This is a genomic window from Gallaecimonas xiamenensis 3-C-1 (assembly GCF_000299915.1).
Taxonomy (GTDB): domain Bacteria; phylum Pseudomonadota; class Gammaproteobacteria; order Enterobacterales; family Gallaecimonadaceae; genus Gallaecimonas; species Gallaecimonas xiamenensis.
Genome location: NZ_AMRI01000020.1, coordinates 12,941 through 37,018, shown reverse-complemented (window position 1 = coordinate 37,018; position 24,078 = coordinate 12,941). Strand labels below are relative to the sequence as shown.

Sequence of the window (24,078 nt, the reverse complement as noted above, 5' to 3'; positions counted from 1 at the left end):
GCCCGCTTTGAGCGGGCTTTTTTATTTGAGGCGAACGCCGATGCACATCAGGTAGTCGAGAAAGGGCATGTCCCCCTCGTCAAAGAGCAGTATGCCGAGCCTGACCCCGTACTCGGTATTGGCCAGGTAACAGACCTCGCCGCGAAAGTGCTCGGGGGCGTCTTCGTCGCAGACTTCAACGATACAGAGGCTGGTGAGTTCCAGTGGCTCCAGCACCACTATGCCCATGCTCTGCTCCCCCGCGTCCAGCAACATGCCTTCGACGGGAGCCTGATTTTCACCTTGTTTGTCCTGGCGGTGGATCAGTACCGGAACCGGCGTGCCTAGGGCAAAACGCTGCTGTTCACGGTACTTGTGGTTCATGGCCCATCCCTGGTGATGCTGGGAATTTTGCATGCCTTGAGTGTAGACCGGCTGGCAGCGAGCAAAACAAAAAAGCCCCAAATCGGGGCCATGGTCATTCCAGTTCGGCGCCGATATCGTCCAGGTAGCGCAGGAAGACGCCGTTGCCGTCGCCGTCCAGCAAGATGCCAAGGCGGATACCATAGTCGGTCTTGGTGGCGTAGCAGATCTCTCCCTGAAAGCGCTGGGGCTGCTCTTCGTGCAACACCTCGACGGTGCAGCGGCTGGCCAGGGCTATGGGTTCCATCACCAGTATGCCCATGCCTTGTTCGCTGGCATCCAGCAACATGCCTTCGACCACCCGGGTACCGCTGCGCAGGCTGCGGTGGTGGACCAGCACGGGAATGGGGTGGCGCAAGGCGTGGCGGAGCTGTTGGCGGCGTTTGCTGTTGTTCACGGTAAAACCTGGTTGTTAGGCAATGCCTTAGCTAAAGGCGACCCAGCTTGCCTATTTCTTTAGGCCCCTTGCCTGCCGCCGTCTTGCCCAGTAGGGTGAAGTGGTCAGTCACCAAGGATAAGGAGTTGCCATGAATCGTTTCCAAACCTGGGGAAGGGACAGCCTGGCACTGGTCCAGGATCTGGTGCTGGTGATCGTGGCCATCGCCACCTTGATCCTCATCGTCTCGGAAGTCTGGGTGATGGTGCAGGCCAGGGCTGTGACCCTGGCGGACTTGTTGCTGCTCTTTATCTACCTGGAAGTGCTGGCCATGGTGTCGCTGTACTTGGAGTCGGGCAAGCTGCCTATCCGCATGCCCCTCTATATCGCCATCGTCGCCCTGGCCCGTTACCTTATTCTGGACATGAAGGAGATGGACAACTGGCGCATCCTGGCGGTGGCCGGCGCCGGCTTCATCCTGGCGGCAACCGTGCTGGTGATCCGCTATGGCCACATCAAACTGCCTTATCCCTATAAGGATTAGGGCAGCTCGAATACCGCCTCAAATTCCCGCCCCGGCCTGTCCAGCCGATAGTGGAGCTGGCCTTGTTCCAGGCTTAGGGTCCAGACATTCTGAATGGCCTCAAGGAGGCCTTTTTCCTTGAACAGCGCCTTGGTGAAGCTGTCGGCGGGAAAGCGCTGCAGGCTGACGCTGCCCGGCTCACGGGTGCGGCCACCGTAGCGGCTCAAGGGATCTTCGCGGCCGTCAGCCAATCTATGCCTGTGCTCCAGCTGCAAACTGTCGTTGGCGCGGCGCAGGTAGAGGGTGCGGGAGCTGTCCTGGCCCACCATCAGCGGCATGGTCAACTCGCGCTTTTCGCAGTGGCTGATGGTCAGGGTCAAAGGCTGGTCGTCCCAGGCCGGATCGGCGGGGATATTGGTGACCACCTTGCCCTTGAGGGTCTGGCCGCACAGGGCGCTGATGCTGTCGAAAAATGTCTTCTGTTTAGGGGCCGCCACGGCGCTGGCACTGGCCAACAGCAGCAGGGGAATAAGCAGTCGCATGTCGCCTCCTTGGCTGGGTAACCTCTGTAGTATCAATGACTCCAGTAATCCTTACAAACCCCGATGAAGTCCAGGGCCGCCGGCCCCAGTTCCCGCCCTTTCCGAAAAAAGAGCCCCACCTGGCGCTGGATGGAGGCAAAGTCGAACTCGTCAAGGGCGCGCAGGTGCTGCATCTGGGGCAGCTCGGCGGTCACCCTGTCACTGACATAGCCCACCGCCAGGCCCCGGTCGATAAGGTTCAGGCGCAGGTTGAGGCTGGAGATCTGCCAGATCATCTGGAAACGGTCCCTGAGCTTTTCCTGGTAAGGGCGCTGATCTGGTTCGTCAAGGGACGACACCACCAGGGGCAGCTGGCGCAGTTGGGCCAGGGTCATGCGGCCCTGGTGCAGGGGGTGGGTGGGGCTTATCAGCAGGCGCCGGGTCTCTTCGTAAATGGGGATACGTTCGAACTGGGCCATGCGGGTGGCAAAGGGCCCCAGGCCCAGCTCCACTTCGCCGCTCATCACCGACTGGACTATGTCCCGGGACGGTTGCTCGATGATCCGCAAGCGGGTTTCCGGCCACTGCTTGGAGAACTGGGCAATGAGATCGGGGCCGGCAAAGCGGTTGTTGGTGCTGTCGATGGCCACACTCAGCTGCTGATTGGCGCCCCTGGCCAATTGCGCCAGCTCCCCCAGCACCAATTGCTCCTGGCGAAGCTGGTCGTCGGCGTAGTGGTAGAGGCGCCGGCCGGCGGCGGTGAGCTTGATGGGCCGCTCCCGGGTAACCAGGGGTTGGCCCAGCTTGGTTTCCAGCTGTTTGATGGACTGACTGACCGCCGACTGGGTCAAAAATAGCTCCCTTGCCGCCGCCCTGAAACCGCCTGTACGGGCCAGGGTGTGGAAGGTGCGCAGCTCGCCGCTTTCCAGTCTCATGATTAGCTGACCTTATCAAACGTTTATTTAGTTTGATTAGATTAACTACTTCAGCAGGCCTTTAATAGGGACCACTTTCCTATAACCAAGAAATTGCGAGGACCCTATGACCACAGAGATCAACATCGGCCTTGAAGGGGTACTGGTTGGTACCACTGCCATCTCCAACGTGGAAGGGGACATCGGACGCCTGAGCTATCGCGGCCAAAGCATTGAAGACTTGAGCCGCCAATCCCTGGCCGCCGTCATTGCCCTGGTCGTGGCAGACGTCAGCCTGGATGAAGAACAGGCCAAAACCCTGGACGGCTGGCTGGCCCAGGAATCTGAACTGAGCCCGGTGGAACTGCGGGTGCTGGAACAGCTGGGCCGCCAGCTGCACCCCATGGCGGTGCTCCAGGCCCTGGCCCCCATCGTCGACACCAAGGCCAAGACGCCGCTGCCGGACTTCCTGCCCGCCCAGTTGGAAAGCGCCCTGGTGCTGGCGGCCAAGCAATCGGCCCTGGTGCGGGTCTGGCACAACCTGACCCAATTTGGCGCCGTGGTGGAACTGCCCGCAGGCCTGGGTTTTGCCGAGAAGCTGCTCTATGCCTTCAACCGCAGCGAGCCCAGCGCCCATGCGGTACGCGCCTTTGAAACGGTGCAGATTTTGCAGATGGACCACAGCTTCAACGCCGGTACCTTCGCCGGCCGGGTAGTGGCGTCCACCAAGGCAGTACTGGCCGCCAGCATTGGCGGCAGCCTGGGCGCCCTGTCCGGTCCCCTGCACGGCGGTGCCGACGAAGCGGCAGTGAAGATGGCCCGGGATATCGGCGCCCCTGAACGCGCCGCCGACTGGGTAGCCAGCGCCCTGGCCAACAAGGTCAAGATCATGGGTATGGGGCACCGGGAATACCGCCGCCTCGACCCCCGCGCCGGCATTCTCAAGCCCATGGCCCGCCAGTTCTGCGAAGGCACCCAGTACCAGCAGCTGATGGAAACCCTGGTGGCGGTGGAAGAAGCCTGCCAGGCCGAATTCGGCAAGAAGGGCAAAGAGATCCACGCCAACCTGGAATTCTACAAGGGCGCCGTTTACCTGGCCCTTGGCATTCCCGAGCAGTTCTTTACCGCCCTGTTCGCCTGTTCCCGGGTGTTCGGTTGGACGGCGCACTTCTTCGAGTTCAATCAGGACCCGCGCCTCATTCGCCCCCGCGCCCAGTACAACGGCAAGTAACAAAAAACGCCCGCATCAGCGGGCGTTTTTTTGCTCAGCGGGCCAGTATGGTGCCCCCTTCGCTGCTCGACAGCACCAGGGCGCCCTGGGCCGTGAAGTCGAAGTGGCTGGCCTGCTGCAAGGTCTGCAGGAAGTGGTACTCCTGGTCCATCAAGGCCGGTACACAGGCCTTTTGGGTGCTGGCCAGGCCTCCCAGTTCCAGCTTGCCGGCGCTGAACTGGTAGCTGCCGAAGAAGTTGTTGCAAGACGCCGACCCTGTTACCCGGCCATCATCCCCGAAATTGAGGCTGACGTGGGAGCCGTCCAATATGCCCTTGCCGTTGATATCCTCAACCCGCCACTCCTTGCCGGTCAGGGCCAGCAGGTCGCTGCCCTGGCTTTGGCAGTCGGGCAGTGCCTGGCCCTTGACCGTAACCCAGTTGTCATGGCCCTTGTTCCACAGCACGGTGCCGGGCTGGTCCACCGCCTCATAGCGGGCACCGGAGGCGGCGCGGGTTTGGGCCATCACATAGCGGTTGCCGTCCAGGTACATCAGCATCTGGCTGGGGGTGAAGTTGACCCGCACTTCGGTGCTGCCGCACTGCAGGCGGCTGGCGAAGGCGCCAGGGGGCGCGGCTTTGAGTTCCACCTGGCCAAGGGCCACGGCATTGTCCATGGGCTTGATGGTATCGGGCTCCGATACCCAGGCCGGGCGGCCGTTGACGAAGATGGCCCCTTGCAGATCATAAGGGGCCTGGCTGCCGGCCGGCAGGGTCAGGCTGAAGGGCAGGGGAACCTGCTTTCCGTTCAGCTTCCAACGGCTCTCCTTGACCAGTTTGCCGGTATTGTCGCGCACTTCCACCACGGCATAGGCCTGGGGCGGCAGGGCGATACGAGCCAGGTAATTCAACTCGCCTTGCAATTCAACCGGCTGGGCGCTGTCCAAGGTGGATTGGGGGGCTTGGGGTTCGGATGCACAACCGGCCAGGGCCAGGGCGCTGGCCAGCCCCAGCAGGGGCAGGGATTTGTACAACGGCATGCGACTCTCCTTTTGCATGGGCCCCGCTTGGGGGCTGGATGGGGCTAGCCTAAGGCCAAGGTCCTGAACCCTGGCAAAATTGCTCAGCTTTCCATGTAGACCAGTTCCCAGATATGGCCGTCCAGATCTTCAAAGCCATGGCCATACATGAAGCCGTGGTCCTGGGCTGCCCTGGGGGCGGTGCCGCCGGCGGCCAGGGCTTTTTGCACCATGTCGTCCACGGCACTGCGGCTATCTTGGCTCAGACACAACAGCACCTCGGTGTGGCTGTTGGCGTCCACCAGGGCCTTGTGGGTAAAGGTCTGGAAAAAGGGCTGGGTCAGCAGCATCAGTTTGATCTGGGGGCTTATTTCCAGGCCGGCGCCCTGGTCATTGGTGAAAGCGGGGTTGGTGGTAAAGCCCAACTGGTTGTAAAAGGCGATGCTGGCGGCCAGATCGGCGACCGGCAGGTTGATAAAGAGGGAAGTGGACATCCGGGTTCCTTGTGGATTCAAGTCCCCCCAAAGGTAGCCCAACTTAAAGAAAAATAAAGAAAAAGCCCGCCGGGGCGGGCTTTGGATTCACTCGGTTTTTTCCTTGCGGCCGCTAAATACCTTGCGGCCCAGCCAGGCCAGACCGGCCAGCAGGAAGACGCCAAATTTTTTCAGCAGCAGCAGGGCGGCGGCAAAGAAACCCACCTTGGCCAGCACCTTACCGGCGATCAGGCCACCCAGGCCGTAGGCGGCAACCTTATCCAACTCAGGGTTGAAGTCCTGGTAGCGGGAGCCTTCATCGAAGTTGGCGATAGCCAGCACCGTCTCTAGGTTGGTGTTGATCTCGGCCTTCTGTTCCATGCTGGCGATGAAGTTCAGTACCAGCACCCCTTTGCGGCCCAGCACCCGGATGTTGAAGTTCAGGGTGTTGACGTCGCTATGGTCGAAGTTCATTTCCTTGGCCCAGTAGAGCTTATGGCTGGAAGCGTCGTAGTAAGGCTTTTCGGCCCAGCCCACCAGGGCTACCGAGCCATAACCGTTCTTCTCGCGGTATTTGCTCTCTTCGGCCACGTCTTTTTTCATGTCGGCCAGCATGTCGTCGTAGTCGATGTCGGCGGCGTCGTCGTCGGAGACATAGCCGTCCTCTTCGTAATCTATGGTTACGCCCCAGCTTTCGGCGTCAAAAGGGGTGACATCGGCGGGGAACAGCATGCCTTGGCCCAGCTCGCTGGACGGGGGGTTGCCCCAAACATCCACCAGCACGGTTTCGGCGTCCTTGGGGGACAGGTAATAGAAGTTCTCCGGCACATTCAGGGTGGCTACGCCGTTGGGCAGAGTGATGGTGCCGGTCTGGCGGTCAAGCTTGTCCCAGATCCCTTGGGCCCATTGGCTGTATTCCTCGTCCGTCATGTTGTCGGTGTCGACGGCCAGGGCCTTGAGGCTCAGCAGCAAACAGCCGAGGGTGAGCAACCATTTTTTCATTTTCTGTTCCATTTGTAGCAAATTGGACGCCCTTCCCGGCGTCGGTGGGGCCGGCAAGCCGGCAAATGACGGCTGGGCATCCGCTGCCCAACCTTTGAAAACAATCTCTTGCCCCATCCCGTGCCGGGCCTCTTGGGCCTGGACGGTGCGCTGCGTCCTTTGCCTAAGCAAAGCGACGGCTTTAGGGTTTTTCTTCGGTTTTCCCTTAGAGAGCTTCCCGGCGGGCCAGGCGGTGCAACAACTGGCGGCGCACCATGGGCCATTCGCTGTCGATGATCGAAAACACCACTGTGTCCCTGTAGCTGCCGTCCGCCATCACCTGGTGTTGGCGCAAGATGCCGTCCTGGCGGGCCCCGAGCCGGGCTATGGCGGTCCTGGACTGGTGGTTCATAAAGTGGGTGCGCAGCTCCACGGCAATGCACTTGAGGCGCTCGAAGGCATGGGTGAGCAACAGCAGCTTGGCTTCGGGGTTGATGCCGGTGCCCTGGGCGCTGGCGGCCAGCCAGGTGGCGCCTATCTCTACCCGGCGGTTGGTTTCGTCGATATGCAGCAAGGTGGTCATGCCGCACAGGCGGCCGTCGTCCAGGCGGCGCACCGCAAAGGGCAGCATCTCCCCCTGGGCCTGCAGGGCCAGGCGGCGGACAATCTCGGCGGCCATCTGGTCCGGGTGCGGCACGCTGGTGTACCAAAGCTCCCAGAGCTTGCCGTCGGTTACCGCCTCTTGCAGCCCGGCCAGGTGATCCTGACTTAACGGCTCGAGGCAGAGGCGCTGGCCTTCCAGGCAGACGGGGTCGACAAAGGTCATGGGCTCTCCTTCAGGGCTGGCGCTGCCGCCAGGCGCCGGCGGTCAGGCTGTAGTGGTATTCGCTGCACCATTGTCCTTTGAAGAACACGGCGTCCTTGTGGCAGGCGTCCTTGGTGAAGCCGCAGCGCTCCAGCACCCGGCTGGAGGGCTGGTTGCGACAATCCACCACCGCCAGCACCCGGCGCAGCCTGCGCTCGGTAAAGAGGTAGGCCAGCAAGGCGCCCAGGGCTTCGGTGGCATAGCCCTGGCCCTGATGGCTGGGGTCTAGGGTGAAGCCCACTTCGGCTTCCATGTTGTCCACCAGGTGCAGGGCGAGATCCCCAAGGAGTTGCCCTTGTAGGTCCAGTACCGCCAACTGGTACCAATGACCCAGGGTGCCGAAAGTCCTGGACTGCAGGTCGGCCAGCAGTTCCTCGGCGTCCGCCAGTTGGTAGTCCTGCCAGCTTTGGTAGCGGGCCACGGCCGGATCGGCCCGGTATTGGCTGAAGGCCGCCAGATCGTCCTTGGCCAGGGGGCGGATAAAGAGCCTGGGGCTTTGCAGGGAAAACGACGTCATCACAGGGGTAACCAGAGAGCGGGGCCGTACAGGGCCGCCAAGACCGACAACAACCCCAGCAAGGCCAGCAGGCTAAGCCAGCCCATGGCTTGGCGCCGCCACAGGCTTATCACCCAGCCGAGGCTGCAAAGGGCTGGGATCAACCAGCCGTAGCGGCTGACCCACAAGGTCCAGGAAGAGGTTTGGATATCAAAGGCTTGCCATAGATCCCTGAAAGCTCCCAGCAGGTTTTGCCGGGCCAGGCCATAGCAGAGGACCCCTTGCAGGGTGATCAGCACCAGGCTGAGGCAGGCCAGCTGCCAAGGCAGGGTGGGGCGGGCATCCATGACGTTCAGGTCAATCCGTTGAAAAGATTCGGCTATTCTTCAGTTTTTACGCCTTGGGTGCAACGGCGCCGGGCAAAAATCCTGGGTTAGGGACGCTTTTTATCCCGCACGCGGCCAAAGCGACTGGCCAGGACGGCGGCCAAGAGGGCGCCCAGGCTATAGGCCAGCAGATCCAAGGGATCAAAGGTCGAACCTATGACGATCCTGGCCAGACGGTTGTCCTGTAAGCCCAGCAGGGTTACCAATTGGAAGTACTGGCCCCACTCGATAAGCCAGGCAAAGGCCAGCACCCCCAGGGCCAAGAGCCAGGGGCGGCACTGCACAAAGGTGGCCGCCAGGCAGTACAGCAATACCACCACCAGCAAGTCCCCTACGAAGGGCCGGATCAGGTTGTCTTTGACGAAAAGGGCGATGGCCAGTTCTACCAGGAACAACAGCAGCGCCAGCAGGGCATAAGGCGGGGAAAATCGAAACATCATCAGCAGTCCTTGAGCAGCTTAGCCTTAAAGGGCGACCAGCAAGGTCCACCGGTCAAGGCCGATAGCGGGCAGCCTTGCCCGCCGGTCGGCTACAGTAGCGCCCCTTAGTGCCCAGGTAAAGGGGGCGGCTTTGGGGTAGAATCGCGCTTTTTTGCGGAGAGCCATATGGGACAGCATCTGGGGTTGGTTAGCCTGGTGGTGCCAGATTACGACCAGGCCATTGCCTGGTACTGCCAGCAACTGGGTTTTGAACTGGTGGACGACAGCCCCCAGGGGGACGACAAGCGTTGGGTGGTGGTGCGCCCCCAAGGTGCCCAGACCGGGTTGCTGTTGGCCAAGGCCAAGGGCGAGCGCCAGCAAGAGGCAGTGGGTAACCAATGTGGTGGCCGGGTCTTCCTGTTTTTGAATACCGACCGGTTCTGGGCCGACTACGAACGCATGAAGGCGGCCGGAGTGCACTTTGTGGAAGCGCCCAGGGACGAGCCTTATGGGCTGGTGGTGGTCTTCGAAGACGCCTTTGGTAACCGCTGGGACCTTATCCAGCACAAAGACTGAGCCGCCCCTTTGGGCGGCTCGCCGTCAGCCAATCAGGTACTGGTAGTCCTGGCCTTTTCGGGTCAGGGCCAGTTGCGTGACCAGGTTCATTGGCGGCTGGCGCCCGGCCAACACCGCCAGGGCCTGGTACAGGGCCAGGGTGGGCCAGGGAATGCGGTTTTGGGTGTCGAACAAGACGCTGCCCGCCTTGAGGGAAGGGGTTATGCCCTCTAGCAAGGCGGCATTTAAGGCCTGGGTGGCGGCCTTGATGTCCCTGTCGCTGGCGCCATCCTCCCTAAGCAGGGCTGCCAAGTGCTGCCAATGGCCGGTCATGGCCTGGTAGCCTTCGGCCAGGGCCAACACGGCCCGGCCCAGTTCCCAAAGACGTTGCACCTGGTGTTGCAAGCCAGTGGCAACCCCGTTCAGGGTTCTATCCAGTTGCCATTCTGCGCCGGCCCTGCTGTTGGGCTGCTTGGCCAGGGCCCGGTACCAGGCCTGGCGGTCCAGGCCCTTGGCCTGCTGCAGGGCCGGGCGCCGGGCCACCGCTTCTTGGTCCTGGGAGTGACTCTGGGCCAGGGACTGCTCGTAGATGTCCAGTAAGGTCTCCACCAGGGCCTCCCCTTGGTTCTCCCCTGCCAGTAAGCAGCGCCATTGGCCGGTGGTAAAGGCCAGGCTGGTGCTAAGGTCGGCCTTGTTGGCGCCCTTGTCCGAGTCGGCCCCCAGGGCTTGAAGGGCCTGGGCCCCTGCCCCTGACTGGCACAGGCCCAGCTGTTCCATGCCTTTGAAGTAGAGCGCCAGTTCCTGGGCGGTCAGGTTGTCGTCGCTGAGGCTAAATTGCAGCTTCAGCGGTGCCGGCAGCAGGGTGCCGGCCAGCATGGCCTTGAGGTCGGTATCCATCACCAGGGCGGCCGACTTACGTTCTCCCAGCAGGCCATGAACCTTGTCTACCTCGGCCTGGCTGTGGCAGGCCAGGATCTGCCCGTCCAGGCTACGCTCCACCTTGGCCAGGTTCAGCAACTGGGAAGACCAACTGGCACCAAAGCCCAGCAGGTTAAGGGTGACAGTGGTTTGGCTTTTGTGCTGGGCCAGGGCACTGTAGCTGCCGTCCACCTTGTCCACCGATTCGTTGGCCAAGGCGGCTGCCAGCAGCGCCGGCAGCCGGCTTAAATCCCGTTGCCACAGGGCCTGGTAAAGGCCCCGGCTTTGGGGGCTGTCTTTGAGGATGCGGCAGCTAAAGCGGCTTTCCCGGCTCTGGCCTTGCTCGCTGCTGGCCAGCCATTGCAGGCCGATGCGCTCTTGCAGACCGTCGGCCACCACCTTGAGGATGCGGTTGCGAAACTGGCTGTAACGGCCAAGGAAAGCCTCGATGGGGGCCAGGGCCTGGGCCAGCCCCTGCTGGATGGCGTCTTTGGTGGCTTGGATATCGGCATCCACGGCGGCCAGGGGTTTGAGCAGGGCGTCCAGATCTGCCTCCCCCTTGTCTTTCAAGCCCTGCAGTTTGTCGGCCAGGGCCTCTTTGACCTTGCCTATGCCTTTTTCTAGGGGGGAGGCCAGCAACTCGTCCAGTTGGCCCTGGCCTTTGCTGTCCAGCCCCAGGGCCTGGCCCAGCTCCAGCAGCAGCCGCTGGCCAAGTTGGGCGTCGTCTTGCTGCCACAGGGGCAGCTTTTCATCCACCAACAGGGCCAGTTGTTCTTTGATGAGGTTTTTCAGTTGCTGGGCCAGGGGCAGGCTTTGGGCCGAAGGCGCGGACAGCAGCTGCTCGATAAGGGGGGCAAAGAGGCTCTCGTCCGGCAACGCCAGCTTGTCCTGCAACAGCTTGCCGGGCCATTTGAAGTCCTTGAGCTCGGCGTCAAAGGCGCTCATGTCCGGCAGGGCGCGGTCCACCAATTGACGCAGGTTGTCGGTCAGTCCCTTGAGCTGGATATCGGCCCCCAGTTGCAGCAGGCTGCTGCGGCTCTTGTCCCGGCGCTTGTAGAGCCGGACCCAAAGGCTGCTGGGGGTATCCCTTTGTAGCTCCAGCTCGAAGCTGCCCTTGTCCTTGAGGCTAAGGCCCACAGTGGCGGCCAGTTCGGCGTCTACTTTCAGGGGGCTATCCAGGGCCTGGCCATTGAGGGTCTCAAGGCTGCGGGTCAGGCTTTTACCCACCTTGAGCTCGGCCCCCAGGGCCAGCTCGGCGTCAAAGCTCAGTTGCAGGCGGCGAAGGGGCAGTGGAGCAGCCATGGCAGCCAGCAGTTGGCCCAGATCCAGGGGGCTGGTCCAGCCCCGGCCTATCTCCACCAGGCTTTGCCCCAGGCTGGCGTCCTTGGGGGCCAGGTAGAAGCTGTCCAGTTCCACCTGGCCCTGGCCGCTGGCATTGAGGCCCAGGCTGCCAAAGGAAAGGGGCAGTTGGCCACCCAGGCTGGCGGCCAGCTTTCCGTCCAGCCCCAGGCGTTGCAGGCATTTACCCACCGGCAGCTTATCCCCCAGGGCCGTCTCGGCGGCGTCCTGGGCCAGCACTTCCACTTCCAGGGCGCTACTGAGCTCCAGGCCCAGTTTGAACTGGCCGGCCTGCCATTGGCCTTGGGGGGCAAGGCTAACCAGGGGCAGGGCCTGTTCGCCCTGGCATTGCTCCAAGGGGATAAAGAGGGCTTTTATTTCCGCAGGCAGCTGGCCGGCCAGCTTGTCCTTTAGCTGGCGCCATTGCTGTTCCACCTTGGCCTTGGTGGCGGGGTCCAGTTCCTCGATAAAGGTGGAAAAGGCCTGGCTGGCGTTGTTGCCTTCAAAGTGCTGGTTGAACGCTTGCAGCAGGGACTCGGCGCTTTGATCGTCAAAGCGCTGGGCAGCGGCCAGCAATTGGCTGAAAAAATCGGTGGGGATGGCGGCGGCCTGGGTGCCGGCCGCATTGGCGAGCCAGTCTGTCATGGTCAAATCCTTATGTGCTTGAGGTCCTGGTGTCACAAACTGGCGGCAGGCGCCGACCCAAGGCATGAGTCTAGAAGATAAGGCCTTGCTTGGCAGCTTTGATGTCGGTTCCATGAAAAAAGCCGCCTGGCGGCGGCTTTCAACTTAGATGCTGGACGGGTAGATGGGTTGGATGTCCACCGGTACCTCGCCGAGGCTGGCGTTGACCGCCCGTACCCCGTCGTCGACATGGCCGTATTTGGCCAAGAAGGCCTTGGCCTTGGCGTAGTCGCCGTCACCTTGGAGCACCACCACATCGTGGACCAGGTCGGTAATGGCCTGCTCCAGCTTGGCAAAGTCGATGCGATACAGGCCGCTCTTTTCACGGTTCAGGGCGCCTTTGTCCACAAAGTAGCTGTACTGGAAGGCGGCGCCAATGCCGTGGGCTTCATGGACCCCAAAGCGCATGGAGCGGAACAGGCCGGCGGCGTAGGTGGCCAGCAGGTTGTTCTTCTCTGCCAGGGGCAGCTCGCCTTTTTTCATCAGGAACAGGATGTTGTAGGCGCCCATTACATCGGCCTTGCCTTCTTCGGTGCCGGAATAGAGCTCTTGGAGCTCGGCGGCAACGGTGGTGGCCTTGCCGTTTTTGACGATGGAGCCCGGCCCCAGGCTGTGGGACAGCTCGTGGAACAGGGTTTCATAGCCAAAGTATTTCTGGTCCAGCAGCTTGGCCTGTTCGGGCACCAGGATGTGGGCGGCCATGGGCTTCATGATCCGTTCGAACTTGGCGGCCATGACGTTGTTGAGCAGTACCTTCTTGGCGCCCTTGGCTTCGCGGACCCGCTCGTCGTTGGGCAGGTTGAAGGCGATGGTCTGCACCCCGGGTACGTTGTCGCCGCCGCCCTGGATCTGGTCGGCCACGGCGATGGGGGACTCAAAGCCGCGCTTGAAGTTCTTGTAGCTGTCGGCCACCGGCAGGTTGGCTTCCATGTCCTTGAGGTACTTCTTGAAGCGGTCCAGCTTGGCGGAGGCCTTGGGGTCCTTGATGGTAACGAAGGCCTCGAAGGCAGTCTTGTAGCCGAACAGGCCGTCGGTGTAGGTCTCGTAGGGGCCTATGGCCACTTCGATGGGGGTGTCCTTGAGATCCATCCAGGCGATTTCGGACTGGAAGTAATCGTCGGTGCGAAACGCCTTGGCCCGCAGGGTCAAGAAGTGCTTGAGGCTGGGGTTGCTGGTGATGGCGGCCGCTTCTTCGAGAAGCTTGGCGGCCGGTTCCAGCCACTCTTGGTAGTACTGGGAATAGGGAATGGCCACCAGCTTGTCGCCGTCACGGCGAATAACGGTATAGAGGCTGGTAAAGGCGGCCTTGTCCTTGGGGTGCTTGGCCAGCCAGGCGTTGAATTCGTCCTTGGTGATGTCCTGGGGGTAGAAGCCGGAGCCTGGGGCATTGGCCTTGTCACCGAAGAAGGGGTGACCGGCGGCCAGGCTGTCCCAGGGGCCAAAGTGCTCGTCGAACATGTTGAGCAGCAGGGCCTTGTTGGCGGCGCCTGACTGGGCGATGGCGGCGCGGATCTGCGGGTTCTGTTCGTTGACCTGGCGCAGGTAGATGTCGCTCATCAGGCGGGCCGCCTTGATGAGTTTGTTGACCACCTGTTTTTCTTCGGCGGTCAGGAAGCTGGTGTTGGCGCTCATCTGCACCGGCACGATTTTGTCGCGCTGGGCCTGAAGGTCGTAATGGCTGCTGCTGTCCTGGGCCGTGGCGCTGAAGGCCGGGGCGGCCAAAAGGCTGGCAAGGGCCAGGGCGAGGGTGGATTTTCTCATGAGGTGTTTCCTCTTATTTTGCTGGGCCCGCTGGGCCGGGTCGGCCAACAACATGAACCAGAGCGGCGCCAACTGCAAGGACAGGGGCGCCATAAGGTGCGCCAGGGCCGGGCAGGGGCGCAAAAAAGCCGCCCTGGGGCGGCTTGATGGGGAGAGCCTGGCCTGTCAGCGCTCCAGGGCCGACAGGGCCAGGGCCGGCTGGGTCGGCTCTTCAAAGAGCGGCAATATCTGCTGGTAAAGGCTGGCCGAGTCAAAGGCGATACCCTGGGCCCCCTTTTCCTGTACCAGCCGCACCTTGGTGTGGGAGGGCAGTATGGTGTAGACAAACACCGGGGTTTTGTCTCCCCGCTCGCGCATGGCTTCCACCAGGCGCATGCCGGCCAGCACGTCGTCCCCACGGCCCATGTCGGTGATCACCGCGTCATGGTTGTGCATGGCCAGTATGGTCAGGGCTTCTTCGGTGCTGCGGGCTGTGTAGGTCCCGATGCCCTTGGCTTGCAGGTAACGGCGCTCGGTGGTGTTGTTTTCGGGGTGGTCGTCGACCCAGAGGATGCGCCCAAGGGCGTCGGCCGGTTCGCCTATTTGCAGCGGGGCGGAAGGGATTTTTTGCCAACCCAGCCCGGCGGCCATGGCCAATACCAGGGCCCCAAGGCTGGCCAAGGTCGGCAGCCGCCAGCGCCCCCTGGCGCTGATGGCCGGGGCAGCAGACCCTTGCTGGGCTTCCCAGACCAGGCTGTCGAGGCGGTAACCCCGGCCCTTGAGGGTTTGGATCAGGGGTTGTTGCTGGCCGTTGTCCTGGCAGAGTTTGCGAAAGTCGCTGACCAGCCGGGACAGGGACCAGTCCGACACCACGGTGTCAGGCCAGAGCCGCTCCAGCAGGAAGCTGCGGCTACAGCTTTGCGGGTAGGCGGCAAAGAGCAGGTCCAGCAGCTTTGCCATGCGGGCATCCAACCCCACCATGGCCCCTTCCCGCCCCAGTTTGAGGTGGCGGGTATCCACTGAGAAATCACCTAGGCTATATCGCATCGCTTGGTCCCTTTTTGTCCTGGGCCCGAGGGGGAGGGCCCGGGGGCATGTCCTGCCCTGGTTCAGCGTATATCAGGCAATTCTGACAAATCTATTTTCCTTGTTGCCTCTTTTCGGTGATTTTGTGATCGCTGAGACATTTGTCACCTAAGCCCAGTCTCCCCGCAGGGCCCTGACCTGGGTTTCCAAGGCCTCGGCCTTGACCTCGGCGCCAGCCAGGGCCGGCTCGGCCACCAGCTCCACCTTGGACCAGAAGCGCCCCTTGCCGGGTTTGAAGGCGCCCTTGCCCTGGTGGCTGAAGAAGCTGCCCCACAGGCCGCGCAGGGCCATGGGCACCACAGGTACCGGGGTGCTGGCCAGGATCTTCTCAACCCCGGGTCTGAAGCTGTTGATGTTACCGTCGCGGGTCAACTTGCCCTCGGGAAAGATGCACACCACTTCACCGTCCTTGAGTTCCTGTTCGATGCGCGCAAAGGCTTGCTCAAAGATGACCGGATCGGCTTTTTGCGAGCAGATGGGAATGGTCTTGGCGGTCCTGAACAACCAGTTGAGGCCGGGGGTGTTGAAGATGCCCTTGTCCATCACAAAGCGCACCGGCCGGCGGCAGGCGCCGGCAATGAGCAGGGCGTCCACGAAGCTGACATGGTTGCATACCAGCAGCGCCGCCCCTTCCCGGGGAATGTTGTCCAGACCCCGGCTGCGTACCCGGTAGAAACTGTGGCTGAGCAGCCAGATGCAAAGGCGCAGCACGAATTCGGGCAGTTGTTTATAGACGTAGAGGGCCACCACCGCATTCATCAGGGCCAGTACCGCAAAGTATTGGGGAATGGACAGGGACATCACCGACAGGAACAGGATGCCAAAGCCGGCGCTGGCCACCATAAAGAGGGCGTTCATCACGTTGTTGGCGGCAATGACCCTGGCCCTTTCCGATTCCTTGGCCCGCTGCTGCAACAGGGCGTAGAGGGGCACGATAAAGAGGCCGCCGAAGACACCGATAAGGCCAAGGTCAATCAGCACCCGCCAGCCGTAGGGCTGGGCCAGGTAGGCGCCGATGCCCAGCAGCTCGCTACCCAGTTGGGCCGGGGGCGCAAAGGCCAGATCCAGGCCAAAGAGGGTCAGGCCCAAAGAGCCGATGGGCACCAGTCCCAGCTCCACCTGGCCCCCTGACAGGCGCTCGCACAGCAAGGACCCCAGGGCTACCCCCACCGAGAAGGCCACCAGCAAGGCGGTGACCACGGTGTTGTCCCCCCCCAGGCTGTCTTTGGCAAAGGTGGGAAACTGGGTCAGGTAGCCGGCCCCTAAGAACCAGAACCAGCTGATGGCCATCAAGGACAGGAACAGGGTGCGGTTTTCATGGCCGATGCGGACCATGGCTTTGGTCTGCTGCCAGGGCTGGAAGCGAAAAGGCGCGGCGCCAGGGCTGGCCGGGGCCGGGGGGATGAGGCAGGCACTGACATAACCCAGCACCGCCAACGCCAGCAGGCCAAGGGCCAGCCACAACAGCATCTGCTCAAGCCCCACCACCAGGCCGCCGGCTATGGTGCCCAGCAAGATGGCCACGAAGGTGCCCATTTCCACCCAGGCGTTGCCGCTGATGAGCTCCTTGGGGGAGAGCAGCTGCGGCAAGATAGCGTATTTGACTGGCCCGAAGAAGGCCGACTGGGCCCCCATCAGAAAGAGCAGTCCCAGCAGCCACAGATACTGCTGCTGCCACAGGGCCAGTACCGCCACCCCCATGATGACGATCTCCGCCAGCTTGATGCGGCGAATGAGCTTGGCCTTGTCCATGCTGTCGGCCAGGTGCCCGGCGGAGGCCGAAAACAGCAGGAAGGGCAGGATAAAGAGCCCGGCGGCAATGTTGACGGTCAGGGACTTGTCGTCCCAGGGCAGCAGGCCGGTGCCAAAGGTCAGCATCAGCATCAGGGCATTTTTAAAGAGGTTGTCGTTGGCGGCCCCCAGGGCCTGGGTAAAAAACAGCGGCCCGAAGCGGCGGCGGCTGAGCAGGGCTATCATGACGGCTCCTTGTCTAACATCTGACCCAAGAGGGTGGCTACCATGGCCTGGCCGTCACCGCCCTCGAAGAAGAGTTTATCGTCGATATCCAACAGGCAGATACCGTGGACGCTGGCCCAAAGGGTACGGGCATACAGCTTGAGGTGGTCCCGGGCCAGGCCGGGCTGCAAGGCGGCCAGGGGCCCTTCGATGCGGCCGAACAAGCCTTCCAGCTGCCGGGTAAAGGAAACGGGTAGCCCCTGGCTTTGGGGCATCTTGTGTTCGAACACCAGGCGAAAGGCGTGGGGGTGCTGGCGGGCAAACTGCAGGTAGCCAAGGGCCAGGTGCAGCAGCTGTTCCCTGGGGGGCAACTGCGGGTCTGGGGCCAGGGCCTGGGCCAGCAGCTCCAAGGTGTGGCCGTTGACCCTTAGCAGCAGCAGGCTGTAGCTGCCGTAGGTGGACACCAGGGTGCTGGGGGCATAGCCGATAAGGCCGGCCAGCTTCCTCAGGCTCAGGCTGTCGGCACTGTTTTCCTGCAGGTGGCCCCAGGCGGCTTGCAGCACCATCTGGTCGAATTCTTCGCTGCTGTGGTCGTTACGGCGTCCCATGACATGCCTTAATCGAACAGTGTTTTTTTGCAGGTTAGGGCAAGCCTTAGCATAACGCAAGCCTTGATTGAAAAAAGCCCGGCGTATGCCGGGCGGGGTCAGGTATCGTCGTCCTGGCTGATAAGGCCGGTCAGGTAAGTGACGGGGCTTTGCCCCAGCACGCGGGTCAGGCCTATATCCATCAAGGCGCCGGCCCCGCCCAGGGCGCCGCCATAGAGGGTGCCGCCCAACAGTTGGGGCACGTAACCCTGGGTATCCCCTGTCCATTGCTGGTAGTAGTCGCTGACCAGGGGGATGTGCTGCAAGGGATTGGCAAGATCGGCCAGGTCGGCAAGGGAGGGCAATCCCCCCAGGCTGAAAGGCCCCTGGCTTGCAACCTGGGCCTGGGGGGTGGCCGGGGGGCTGGGGGCCGGGTTTAAAGACTGGCCAAGCTGACCCACCAGGCCAAGGCCCAGCAGGCCGAGGGCGTCGTTCCCCTGGCTGGGCGTGGCGGTGTCATTGAGGGCCTGGGCTATGGCCTGGCCCAACAGCTGCTCGAAGCCCCCCTGCTGCTGGTCTGATGTTGGCTGGGTCTCCTCCTTGGTCAAGGGGGTGAAAAGCCGACTTATCTCCATTTTGTTACTCCCAGAAGCTGTCCAGTTGCACCAGATCGCGGATCTGGATGTTCATCGGCATATCGCCGTTTTGTGGGGCCAGTTGGCTGTGGTCGGGAAAAACCTGTACCACTTCGAGTTCCCGTTGCTCCTCATCCAGGCTGCTGTAACCCTGATCGCCCCCCAGGTGGTATTGGTGGAGCAACCGAAACACGTCACCGATACGCACTCCCTGGCGGGCCCCCATGGCCACGTCCAGGCTGTCGTGGCCGACCCTGACCACCCTGGCCTTGGGGCGCACGCATTTGAGGGCCTCGCTCATGTCTTCCACCCCCTGGCGCAGCAGCCGCTGGATCTCCAGGCCATAGGCCGACTGCCACAGCTGGTCGCTGCCTGCCCCCACCCGTGCATTGAGGGCGAAAGGCCAGTAGGTGCGGCTCTGGTAGGGGCGGCTGAGGATGGGCAGGCCGGAGATACCGTCGATAAGGTAGAGCTCCATGGCGAACTGGCGTACCAGTTGGTCCTTGCTCAGCAGGCCCCCTTCGACCCGGCCAAGGGCCAGGTTGCTGATACGGCCCAGCACCAGGTATTGGGCCTGGTATTGCAGGGCCAGGGCTTGGAGGGCCTGGCGGTCGGCCAGGGCCAGTTGGTCCGGGTCCAAAGCCAGGGGGGCCGGCAACAGAGTCTTGGGCAGGAAGTCGGCACTGGCCTGGGTCAGTTCCGCCAGCAGCCGTTGGCTCAACACCTGGGGCAGCGCTTCGAGGGCGCCCCAGGCCGACTGCTGTGGTTCTTTGAGGCTAAAGGGAACCAGCACCAGGGACTTGCTGGTCAGGTGGCTGTCGCAAAGGGCGCCGTCGTTCCAGATATCGGCCCGCAGGGTCACGGTGACCCTGTCGTCCTTTATGTGTTCTTCGAGCTTTTGCACCTGGTTGATATGGCCTTGGGCCCGTACCTGAAACAGGCTGTCGGTCAGGGTGCCGTCGGCCACTTCTCCCATCAGCGACACCGAAGCGCCGGCTTGCAGCAGGGCGTCGCGCAGGGCCGCCCTGGCTGCCTGTTGGCGGGCCAGGGCCTGGTTGTCGTTGATGACAGGGGCGGTGCCGGTGCCGTTGTACCAGGCGGCCTGCAGCGGCGCGCAGCACAGCCACAGCAGCCAAAAGCGGGTCAGTACCACCATTTTTGCTCCGTTTCCACCGGCTGGCTTTCGACACTGCCAAGGTCTGCCAGTACCGCCGTATCCAGCTGCAACTTGGTGGTGTAGAACTTGCCTTCGATGTAGTTGGCCACCAGGGTGGCACCCCGCACCACTCCCTGGACCCTGGCATCCAGGGTCTTGCGGCCCAGGCTGTCGCCGCTGAGCCTGGCCTGGCCCCTGAGTTGCTGGCCGTACAGCTGTTCGGCCAGGCGCCGGTAGGCGTCAAGGCGTGAGGCGTCCATGGCCTGCATCAGTTTTTCTTCGTAGCTGGGGCCGGGTTGGGCGTCGATGGGGGCATAGCCGGTGGCCTTGAGCAGGGGCGCCTTTTCCGGCGCCTTGAGCTGATAGCGCACCAGGGTTTCGCTGCTGCAGGCCGCCAGCAGCAGGGTCAGGCAAAGCAGGAAATATCGCATCAGAAGGGCCATACGCTGGGGTTGTTGAGCTTGTCGGTGAGCCAGCCCAGGCGCTGGCTGTTGGCCAGGGCGCCGCTGCCGGAATATTCGATGCGGGCATTGGCTATCTTGGTGGACTGCACCGTGTTGTCGGGAGTGATGTCCTTGGCGCGGATAATGCCGGTAAGGCGGATGTATTCCTTGCCGTTGTTGATCAGCAGCCACTTGTCCCCCCGCACCAGCAGGTTGTCGTTGCGCATCACCCGCATCACCGTCACCGTCAGTTCCCCTTCGAAATCGTTGCTTTGGCTAGCACTGCCGTCTCCTTTGAATTCCTGGTCCTGGCTCAGATCCAGGTTCACTTCCCGGCCGGCCAGGGTCAGGTTGCCCCCCGGTACCCCTATGGGATCGAGGCTGAAGTCGCTGCTTTTCTTGAGCTGGGTGCTGCCCTTTTTGGTGGCCTTGGTGGACTCGGCCAGTTGCACCGAGATGATGTCTCCCACCCGAAAATGGGAGTGCTCCACGTAGAGGCTGCGGGCCTGGTTGGGGTTGAACAGGGAGCCGGTGGGGGCGACGGCCAGGGGTTCAGGTTCGGGTTCCAGGGCGGCGTAATAAGGATCGTCCGGGTCCGGTTCCTCCAGTTGGGTGACCGGGGTGCCGGGGGCCGGCAAGGCGCGGGCCTCGGCGCCTTTGGGCGGGGCCGCCGGGCCGTCGCTGGCACAACCGGCCAGGCACAGCGGCAGCAATAATCCCAGGGCAAGCAGGTAAGGGGCCATGGCCGGCCTCTCCATTTTTATCGATAGGAGGAGGCTAGGGGGGCATTGTGCAGAACAGGTGCAAGCATTGTGTAAAGCAACGCAAAGATTGCGGCCTTTTTTGCCATTTTCTTGCAAGGTGCCCTGGTAATGTCCTTAAGACCACCTTCAAAGGACCTGCCTACCTTGCTGAGCAGTATCAAAGGCAAGCTGCTGCTGGCCATCGCCACCATGCAAATCGCCGTGCTGATCGCGGCCATGCTGGCCACCGCCTGGGTTTTTGACCGGGGCCTGGAAACCTATCAGGCATCGGTGGAAGAGCAGCGCCTGACCCCCATAGTCCAGTCCCTGGGCGACGCCTATCAAAGCCACGGTAACAGTTGGCAATGGCTTTACGACGACCGCTGTTTTGTCTTTTCGCTGATCCAGCGCTACCTGCTGGAAGGCACCGCTCCCGGTCCCGTCTGCCAGAACACCGAGCGGGGCCTGACCATGAAATTTGACGACGGCCAGGCCCACTTCAACGGCGGCAAACCGCTGTTGGACTGGGAATTTCGGCCGGCGCCCCCACACCCCATGCCCATGCCGCCGGTGGGCGGCGAAGAGGACAGCGGTTCCCTGCTGTCCCCCATGGTTTACGTCTTTGACGCCGACGGCGACCGGGTGGCAGGACCGCCCCGGGCCAGCAGCCATATCCAGTACAAGGCCATCATGGCCGGCGAGCAACTGGTGGGCTACCTGGGCTATGTGCCGCGCACCATGCTGGGCCAGAGCATAGTGCGGGCCTTCAAACAGCAACAGCTCTGGGGCTACCTGGTGGTGTTGGTGGTGGCCATGGTGCTGACGGTGGGGGTGGCCATAGTGCTGGCCCGCTGGTTCGGCAGCCCGGTACAGCGGCTGGCGGACGGCACCCGGGCCCTGACCCAGGGGGAGAGCAACGTCCGGGTAGAGGTGGCTGGCCGCGACGAATTTGCCCGCCTGGCCCGTGATTTCAACCGCCTTTCCGACACCTTGCAGCAAAACCGTGAGGCCCGCCAGCAATGGATAGCGGACATCAGCCATGACCTGCGCACCCCCCTGTCGGTGCTCAAGGGGGAGCTTGAGGCTCACCAGGACGGCATCCGCACTTGGACACCCCAAAGCCTGTCTTCCCTTATCTGTGAGGTGAACCAACTGGTGCGGCTGGTGGACGATCTGCACGTGCTGACGGTATCGGAGATGGGCGCAGTCAACTACCAGTTCAAACCGCTGGACCTGTCGCAGATGCTGTGGCGCAACCTGGAACTTTATGCCGCCGGCCTGAGTCGCAAGGGACTGCGGCTGTCGGTCAACATCAAGAACAACCTCTGGGTGCTGGGAGACAGCGGCTACCTGTCGCGGCTGCTGGACAACCTGATGAAAAACACCCTGGCCTACACCGACAGCCCCGGCAAGCTGCACATCGAGCTGGCCGCCAGCGGCGGTGAGGTGCTGTTGCATTGGGCCGATTCCAGCCCAGGGGTCAGCGAGGCCTCCTTGAGCCGCTTGACCGAAAGGCTCTACCGGGACGAACGCTCCCGCAACAAGGGCAGTGGTGGCTCTGGCCTTGGTCTGGCCATCGCCGAAGCCATAGTCCAGGCCCATGGGGGGCTGATGCAGGCGCAGCACAGCGCCCTGGGCGGCCTGTCTTGGATCATCCGCATGCCACAGGAAGAACAAAATGGAGACGAATAAAAAGGTCCTTATCGTCGAGGACGAACTGAAGATAGCGGCGTTGCTGATGGAGTACTTCCAGGCCGCCGGTTTTGACTGCGTGCACCTGGACAGGGGCGATACCGTCATGACCTGCTTTATGGAGCAGGAGTTTGACCTGGTGCTGCTGGACCTGATGCTGCCGGGGGTCGACGGCCTGGAGGTGTGCCGGCGCATCCGTGCCTTGTCCATGGTGCCGATCATGATGCTGAGCGCCCGTACCGACGAGGTGGACCGGTTGCTGGGGCTGGAATTGCAGGCCGACGATTATGTCTGCAAACCCTTCAGCCCCCGGGAGGTGGTGGCCAGGGCCAGGGGCCTGCTGCGCCGCACCCAGGGCCAGTGGCATTGCGACCGAGTGGTGCTGGACAACCACAGCTACCAGGTGCGGCATGGCCAAAGCGCCATCGCCCTGACCAAGGTGGAGTTTGAGTTGCTGCGCATCCTCTACCAGCAGCCGGGGCGCATTTATTCCCGTGGCCAGCTGATGAACGCCATGTACCGGGATTACCGGGTGGTGGCGGAGCGTACCGTCGACAGCCACGTCAAGAAGCTGCGTAAAAAGCTCAAGGATCTGATGCCGGAACACGAGCTTATTCAGTCTGTGTATGGGGTTGGTTACAAGTACGAACAGTTGCGCTAGAGGGCGCTTTGTAAAGACTGTAAAGTTGTTAAAAGAAAGGGAATTCAACGCCTTTGTCATGGTTAACTAGGTCCAGACATAGCATTTTTCAGATCGGAAGCAACGATGAGCAAGCCTGCTTTACGCAAGTGGATCGCCCTGGGCCTGGCCCTGGTGGTGGTAGGGGGCCTGGCCTGGTGGCTGTTGGCCCCGGCCAAGCCCAAGGCCCAGTTTCTGACCGTGGCCGCCAAGAAAGCCGACATCGAAAGTGCCGTATTGGCCACCGGCGCCCTGGAGGCCTTCCAGCAGGTGGACGTGGGCGCCCAGGTGTCCGGCCAAATCAAATCCTTGAAAGTGGATCTGGGAGACAGCGTCAAAAAGGGCCAGTTGCTGGCCGAGATTGACCCCAGGCTGCAGCAGAACGACCTGAAAAAGGCCCAGGCCACCCTCAACAGCACCAAGGCGCAAAAGCGCGCCAAAGAAGCGCTGTTGGAGCAATACCGCCTGGAATACCAACGCCAGCAGACCATGAACCAGGCTGACGCCGGCTCCAGGGCCGATCTGGAAAAAGCCAGGGCCCAACTGTCCAGCACCCAGGCCGAATTGCAGGTACTGGACGCCCAAATCGCCCAGGCCGAGATTGAAGTGGACACGGCCCAAACCAACCTGGGCTACACCCAGATCACCGCCCCTATGGACGGTGTCGTTATCGCCGTGGTCACCAAGGAAGGCCAGACGGTGGTGTCTGCCCAGTCGGCCCCCACCATACTGATCCTGGCGGACCTGGACACCATGACCGTCAAGGCCGAGATCTCCGAGGCGGACGTGACCAAGGTCCAGGCCGGCCAGAAGGTCTATTTCACCACCCTGGGTGAGCCGGACCAGCGCTATTATGCCAGCCTGCGCAACGTCGAGCCGGCCCCAACCACAGTTTCCGACTCGGCCAGCAGCTCCAGCAGCAGCTCCAGCAGCAGCTCCAATACCGCCATCTATTATTACGGCCTCTTCGATGTGCCCAATCCCGGCCACAGGCTGCGCCTGTCCATGACCGCCCAGGTTCATGTGGTGCTGGCCGAAGCCAAAGACGCCCTCAGCATTCCGGTGTCCCAACTGGGCAAGGCCCTGGGGGAGAACCGCTATGAAGTGGCAGTGCTGGGCAAGGGGCGCCCGGAGCGCCGGGAGATCACCACAGGGGTAAGGGACAACGTCAATGTCCAGGTGCTTTCCGGCCTTAGCCTGGGGGACAAACTGGTGGTGGGGGACAACGCCCTGCAATACACAGGTGACGAACGTCGTCGCCGTGGCCCCTTCGGGTTCTGAT

The 24,078-nt window shown here is 62.3% G+C and carries 26 protein-coding genes; 6 read left to right on the top strand and 20 right to left on the bottom strand.

Translation table 11 applies throughout. The features are described 5' to 3' along the window. Positions 1-21 precede the first annotated feature (21 nt). Positions 22-363: a hypothetical protein gene (locus tag B3C1_RS13735; RefSeq protein WP_008485541.1), complete on the bottom strand. Its 342-nt coding sequence runs from the start codon at positions 361-363 to the stop codon at positions 22-24. Positions 364-457: 94 nt separating this feature from the next. Then, positions 458-799, bottom strand: coding sequence for a PilZ domain-containing protein (locus tag B3C1_RS13730; protein ID WP_008485540.1), 342 nt, complete (start codon positions 797-799; stop codon positions 458-460). 130 nt (positions 800-929) lie between these two features. Between B3C1_RS13730 and B3C1_RS13725 the strand changes: the two genes are divergently transcribed. Then, positions 930-1,322, top strand: a complete 393-nt coding sequence (locus B3C1_RS13725; protein ID WP_008485539.1) for a phosphate-starvation-inducible protein PsiE — start codon at positions 930-932, stop codon at positions 1,320-1,322. On the opposite strand, the gene B3C1_RS13720 is transcribed toward B3C1_RS13725, so the two are convergent. After that, positions 1,319-1,843 carry a hypothetical protein gene (locus tag B3C1_RS13720; protein ID WP_008485538.1) on the bottom strand — a complete coding sequence of 175 codons (525 nt, stop codon included), beginning with the start codon at positions 1,841-1,843 and terminating at the stop codon, positions 1,319-1,321. The two genes, B3C1_RS13725 and B3C1_RS13720, sit on opposite strands and share 4 nt — an antisense overlap. A 32-nt stretch (positions 1,844-1,875) precedes the next feature. Beyond that, positions 1,876-2,757 carry a LysR family transcriptional regulator gene (locus tag B3C1_RS13715; RefSeq protein ID WP_008485537.1) on the bottom strand — a complete coding sequence of 294 codons (882 nt, stop codon included), beginning with the start codon at positions 2,755-2,757 and terminating at the stop codon, positions 1,876-1,878. A 106-nt stretch (positions 2,758-2,863) separates the two neighbouring features. On the opposite strand from B3C1_RS13715, the gene B3C1_RS19475 reads away from it, so the two are divergent. Then, entirely contained in the window at positions 2,864-3,967 is a 1,104-nt protein-coding gene (locus B3C1_RS19475) for a citrate/2-methylcitrate synthase (protein WP_008485536.1), read from the top strand. 34 nt (positions 3,968-4,001) lie between these two features. Here the strand turns inward: B3C1_RS19475 and B3C1_RS19470 are convergent, their stop codons facing one another. From B3C1_RS19470 to B3C1_RS13675, 7 genes are all read right to left on the bottom strand, one after another. After that, entirely contained in the window at positions 4,002-4,985 is a 984-nt protein-coding gene (locus tag B3C1_RS19470) for an META domain-containing protein (RefSeq protein WP_008485535.1), read from the bottom strand. A gap of 83 nt (positions 4,986-5,068) precedes the next feature. Further along, complete coding sequence (locus B3C1_RS13700; RefSeq protein WP_008485533.1) at positions 5,069-5,458, bottom strand: VOC family protein; 390 nt, start codon at positions 5,456-5,458, stop codon at positions 5,069-5,071. 87 nt (positions 5,459-5,545) lie between these two features. Next, positions 5,546-6,439 (bottom strand): DUF2167 domain-containing protein, encoded by an 894-nt coding sequence (locus B3C1_RS13695; RefSeq protein ID WP_008485531.1) that lies wholly within the window; start codon positions 6,437-6,439, stop codon positions 5,546-5,548. Positions 6,440-6,644: 205 nt separating this feature from the next. Continuing rightward, positions 6,645-7,244 carry a GNAT family N-acetyltransferase gene (locus B3C1_RS13690; protein ID WP_008485530.1) on the bottom strand — a complete coding sequence of 200 codons (600 nt, stop codon included), beginning with the start codon at positions 7,242-7,244 and terminating at the stop codon, positions 6,645-6,647. Positions 7,245-7,254: 10 nt separating this feature from the next. Beyond that, positions 7,255-7,800, bottom strand: coding sequence for a GNAT family N-acetyltransferase (locus B3C1_RS13685; RefSeq protein ID WP_008485529.1), 546 nt, complete (start codon positions 7,798-7,800; stop codon positions 7,255-7,257). Next, positions 7,800-8,126 (bottom strand): hypothetical protein, encoded by a 327-nt coding sequence (locus B3C1_RS13680; RefSeq protein WP_008485528.1) that lies wholly within the window; start codon positions 8,124-8,126, stop codon positions 7,800-7,802. Before B3C1_RS13680 ends, B3C1_RS13685 begins: the two co-directional genes overlap by 1 nt. An 86-nt stretch (positions 8,127-8,212) precedes the next feature. Next, positions 8,213-8,605 (bottom strand): ribosomal maturation YjgA family protein, encoded by a 393-nt coding sequence (locus B3C1_RS13675; protein WP_008485527.1) that lies wholly within the window; start codon positions 8,603-8,605, stop codon positions 8,213-8,215. A 165-nt stretch (positions 8,606-8,770) separates the two neighbouring features. On the opposite strand from B3C1_RS13675, the gene B3C1_RS13670 reads away from it, so the two are divergent. Beyond that, positions 8,771-9,160 carry a VOC family protein gene (locus B3C1_RS13670; RefSeq protein WP_008485526.1) on the top strand — a complete coding sequence of 130 codons (390 nt, stop codon included), beginning with the start codon at positions 8,771-8,773 and terminating at the stop codon, positions 9,158-9,160. Between the two features lie 24 nt (positions 9,161-9,184). Here the strand turns inward: B3C1_RS13670 and B3C1_RS13665 are convergent, their stop codons facing one another. The 9 genes from B3C1_RS13665 to B3C1_RS13620 all read right to left on the bottom strand — a co-directional run bounded on the left by B3C1_RS13665 (position 9,185) and on the right by B3C1_RS13620 (position 20,425). Further along, on the bottom strand, positions 9,185-12,040 hold the full coding sequence (locus tag B3C1_RS13665; RefSeq protein ID WP_008485525.1) for a hypothetical protein: 2,856 nt from the start codon (positions 12,038-12,040) through the stop codon (positions 9,185-9,187). A gap of 144 nt (positions 12,041-12,184) precedes the next feature. After that, complete coding sequence (locus tag B3C1_RS13660) at positions 12,185-13,933, bottom strand: dipeptidyl-peptidase 3 family protein (protein ID WP_237750999.1); 1,749 nt, start codon at positions 13,931-13,933, stop codon at positions 12,185-12,187. 72 nt (positions 13,934-14,005) lie between these two features. Then, positions 14,006-14,866, bottom strand: coding sequence for a winged helix-turn-helix domain-containing protein (locus B3C1_RS19465; protein WP_051012928.1), 861 nt, complete (start codon positions 14,864-14,866; stop codon positions 14,006-14,008). Positions 14,867-15,013: 147 nt separating this feature from the next. Beyond that, a complete protein-coding gene (locus B3C1_RS13645) occupies positions 15,014-16,882 on the bottom strand; it encodes an MFS transporter (RefSeq protein WP_008485521.1) in 1,869 nt (622 codons plus the stop codon). Continuing rightward, complete coding sequence (locus B3C1_RS13640) at positions 16,879-17,469, bottom strand: TetR-like C-terminal domain-containing protein (RefSeq protein ID WP_008485520.1); 591 nt, start codon at positions 17,467-17,469, stop codon at positions 16,879-16,881. Before B3C1_RS13640 ends, B3C1_RS13645 begins: the two co-directional genes overlap by 4 nt. A 98-nt stretch (positions 17,470-17,567) precedes the next feature. Then, positions 17,568-18,083, bottom strand: coding sequence for a hypothetical protein (locus B3C1_RS20465; protein ID WP_008485519.1), 516 nt, complete (start codon positions 18,081-18,083; stop codon positions 17,568-17,570). 4 nt (positions 18,084-18,087) lie between these two features. Further along, a complete protein-coding gene (locus B3C1_RS13630; RefSeq protein WP_008485518.1) occupies positions 18,088-19,239 on the bottom strand; it encodes a flagellar assembly protein T N-terminal domain-containing protein in 1,152 nt (383 codons plus the stop codon). Beyond that, the gene (locus tag B3C1_RS13625) at positions 19,227-19,670 is read right to left on the bottom strand and encodes an LPP20 family lipoprotein (RefSeq protein ID WP_008485517.1); all 444 of its coding nucleotides are present in this window, start codon (positions 19,668-19,670) and stop codon (positions 19,227-19,229) included. The genes B3C1_RS13630 and B3C1_RS13625 overlap by 13 nt, the downstream gene beginning before the upstream one ends. Next, positions 19,670-20,425 (bottom strand): flagellar basal body L-ring protein FlgH, encoded by a 756-nt coding sequence (locus B3C1_RS13620; protein WP_008485516.1) that lies wholly within the window; start codon positions 20,423-20,425, stop codon positions 19,670-19,672. Before B3C1_RS13620 ends, B3C1_RS13625 begins: the two co-directional genes overlap by 1 nt. A gap of 165 nt (positions 20,426-20,590) precedes the next feature. On the opposite strand from B3C1_RS13620, the gene B3C1_RS13615 reads away from it, so the two are divergent. The 3 genes from B3C1_RS13615 to macA all read left to right on the top strand — a co-directional run bounded on the left by B3C1_RS13615 (position 20,591) and on the right by macA (position 24,077). After that, complete coding sequence (locus B3C1_RS13615) at positions 20,591-22,117, top strand: ATP-binding protein (RefSeq protein ID WP_008485515.1); 1,527 nt, start codon at positions 20,591-20,593, stop codon at positions 22,115-22,117. After that, the gene (locus B3C1_RS13610; RefSeq protein ID WP_008485514.1) at positions 22,104-22,778 is read left to right on the top strand and encodes a response regulator; all 675 of its coding nucleotides are present in this window, start codon (positions 22,104-22,106) and stop codon (positions 22,776-22,778) included. Before B3C1_RS13615 ends, B3C1_RS13610 begins: the two co-directional genes overlap by 14 nt. Positions 22,779-22,883: 105 nt before the next feature. Continuing rightward, complete coding sequence (macA, locus tag B3C1_RS13605) at positions 22,884-24,077, top strand: macrolide transporter subunit MacA (RefSeq protein ID WP_008485513.1); 1,194 nt, start codon at positions 22,884-22,886, stop codon at positions 24,075-24,077. The last annotated feature ends 1 nt before the right edge of the window (position 24,078 follow it).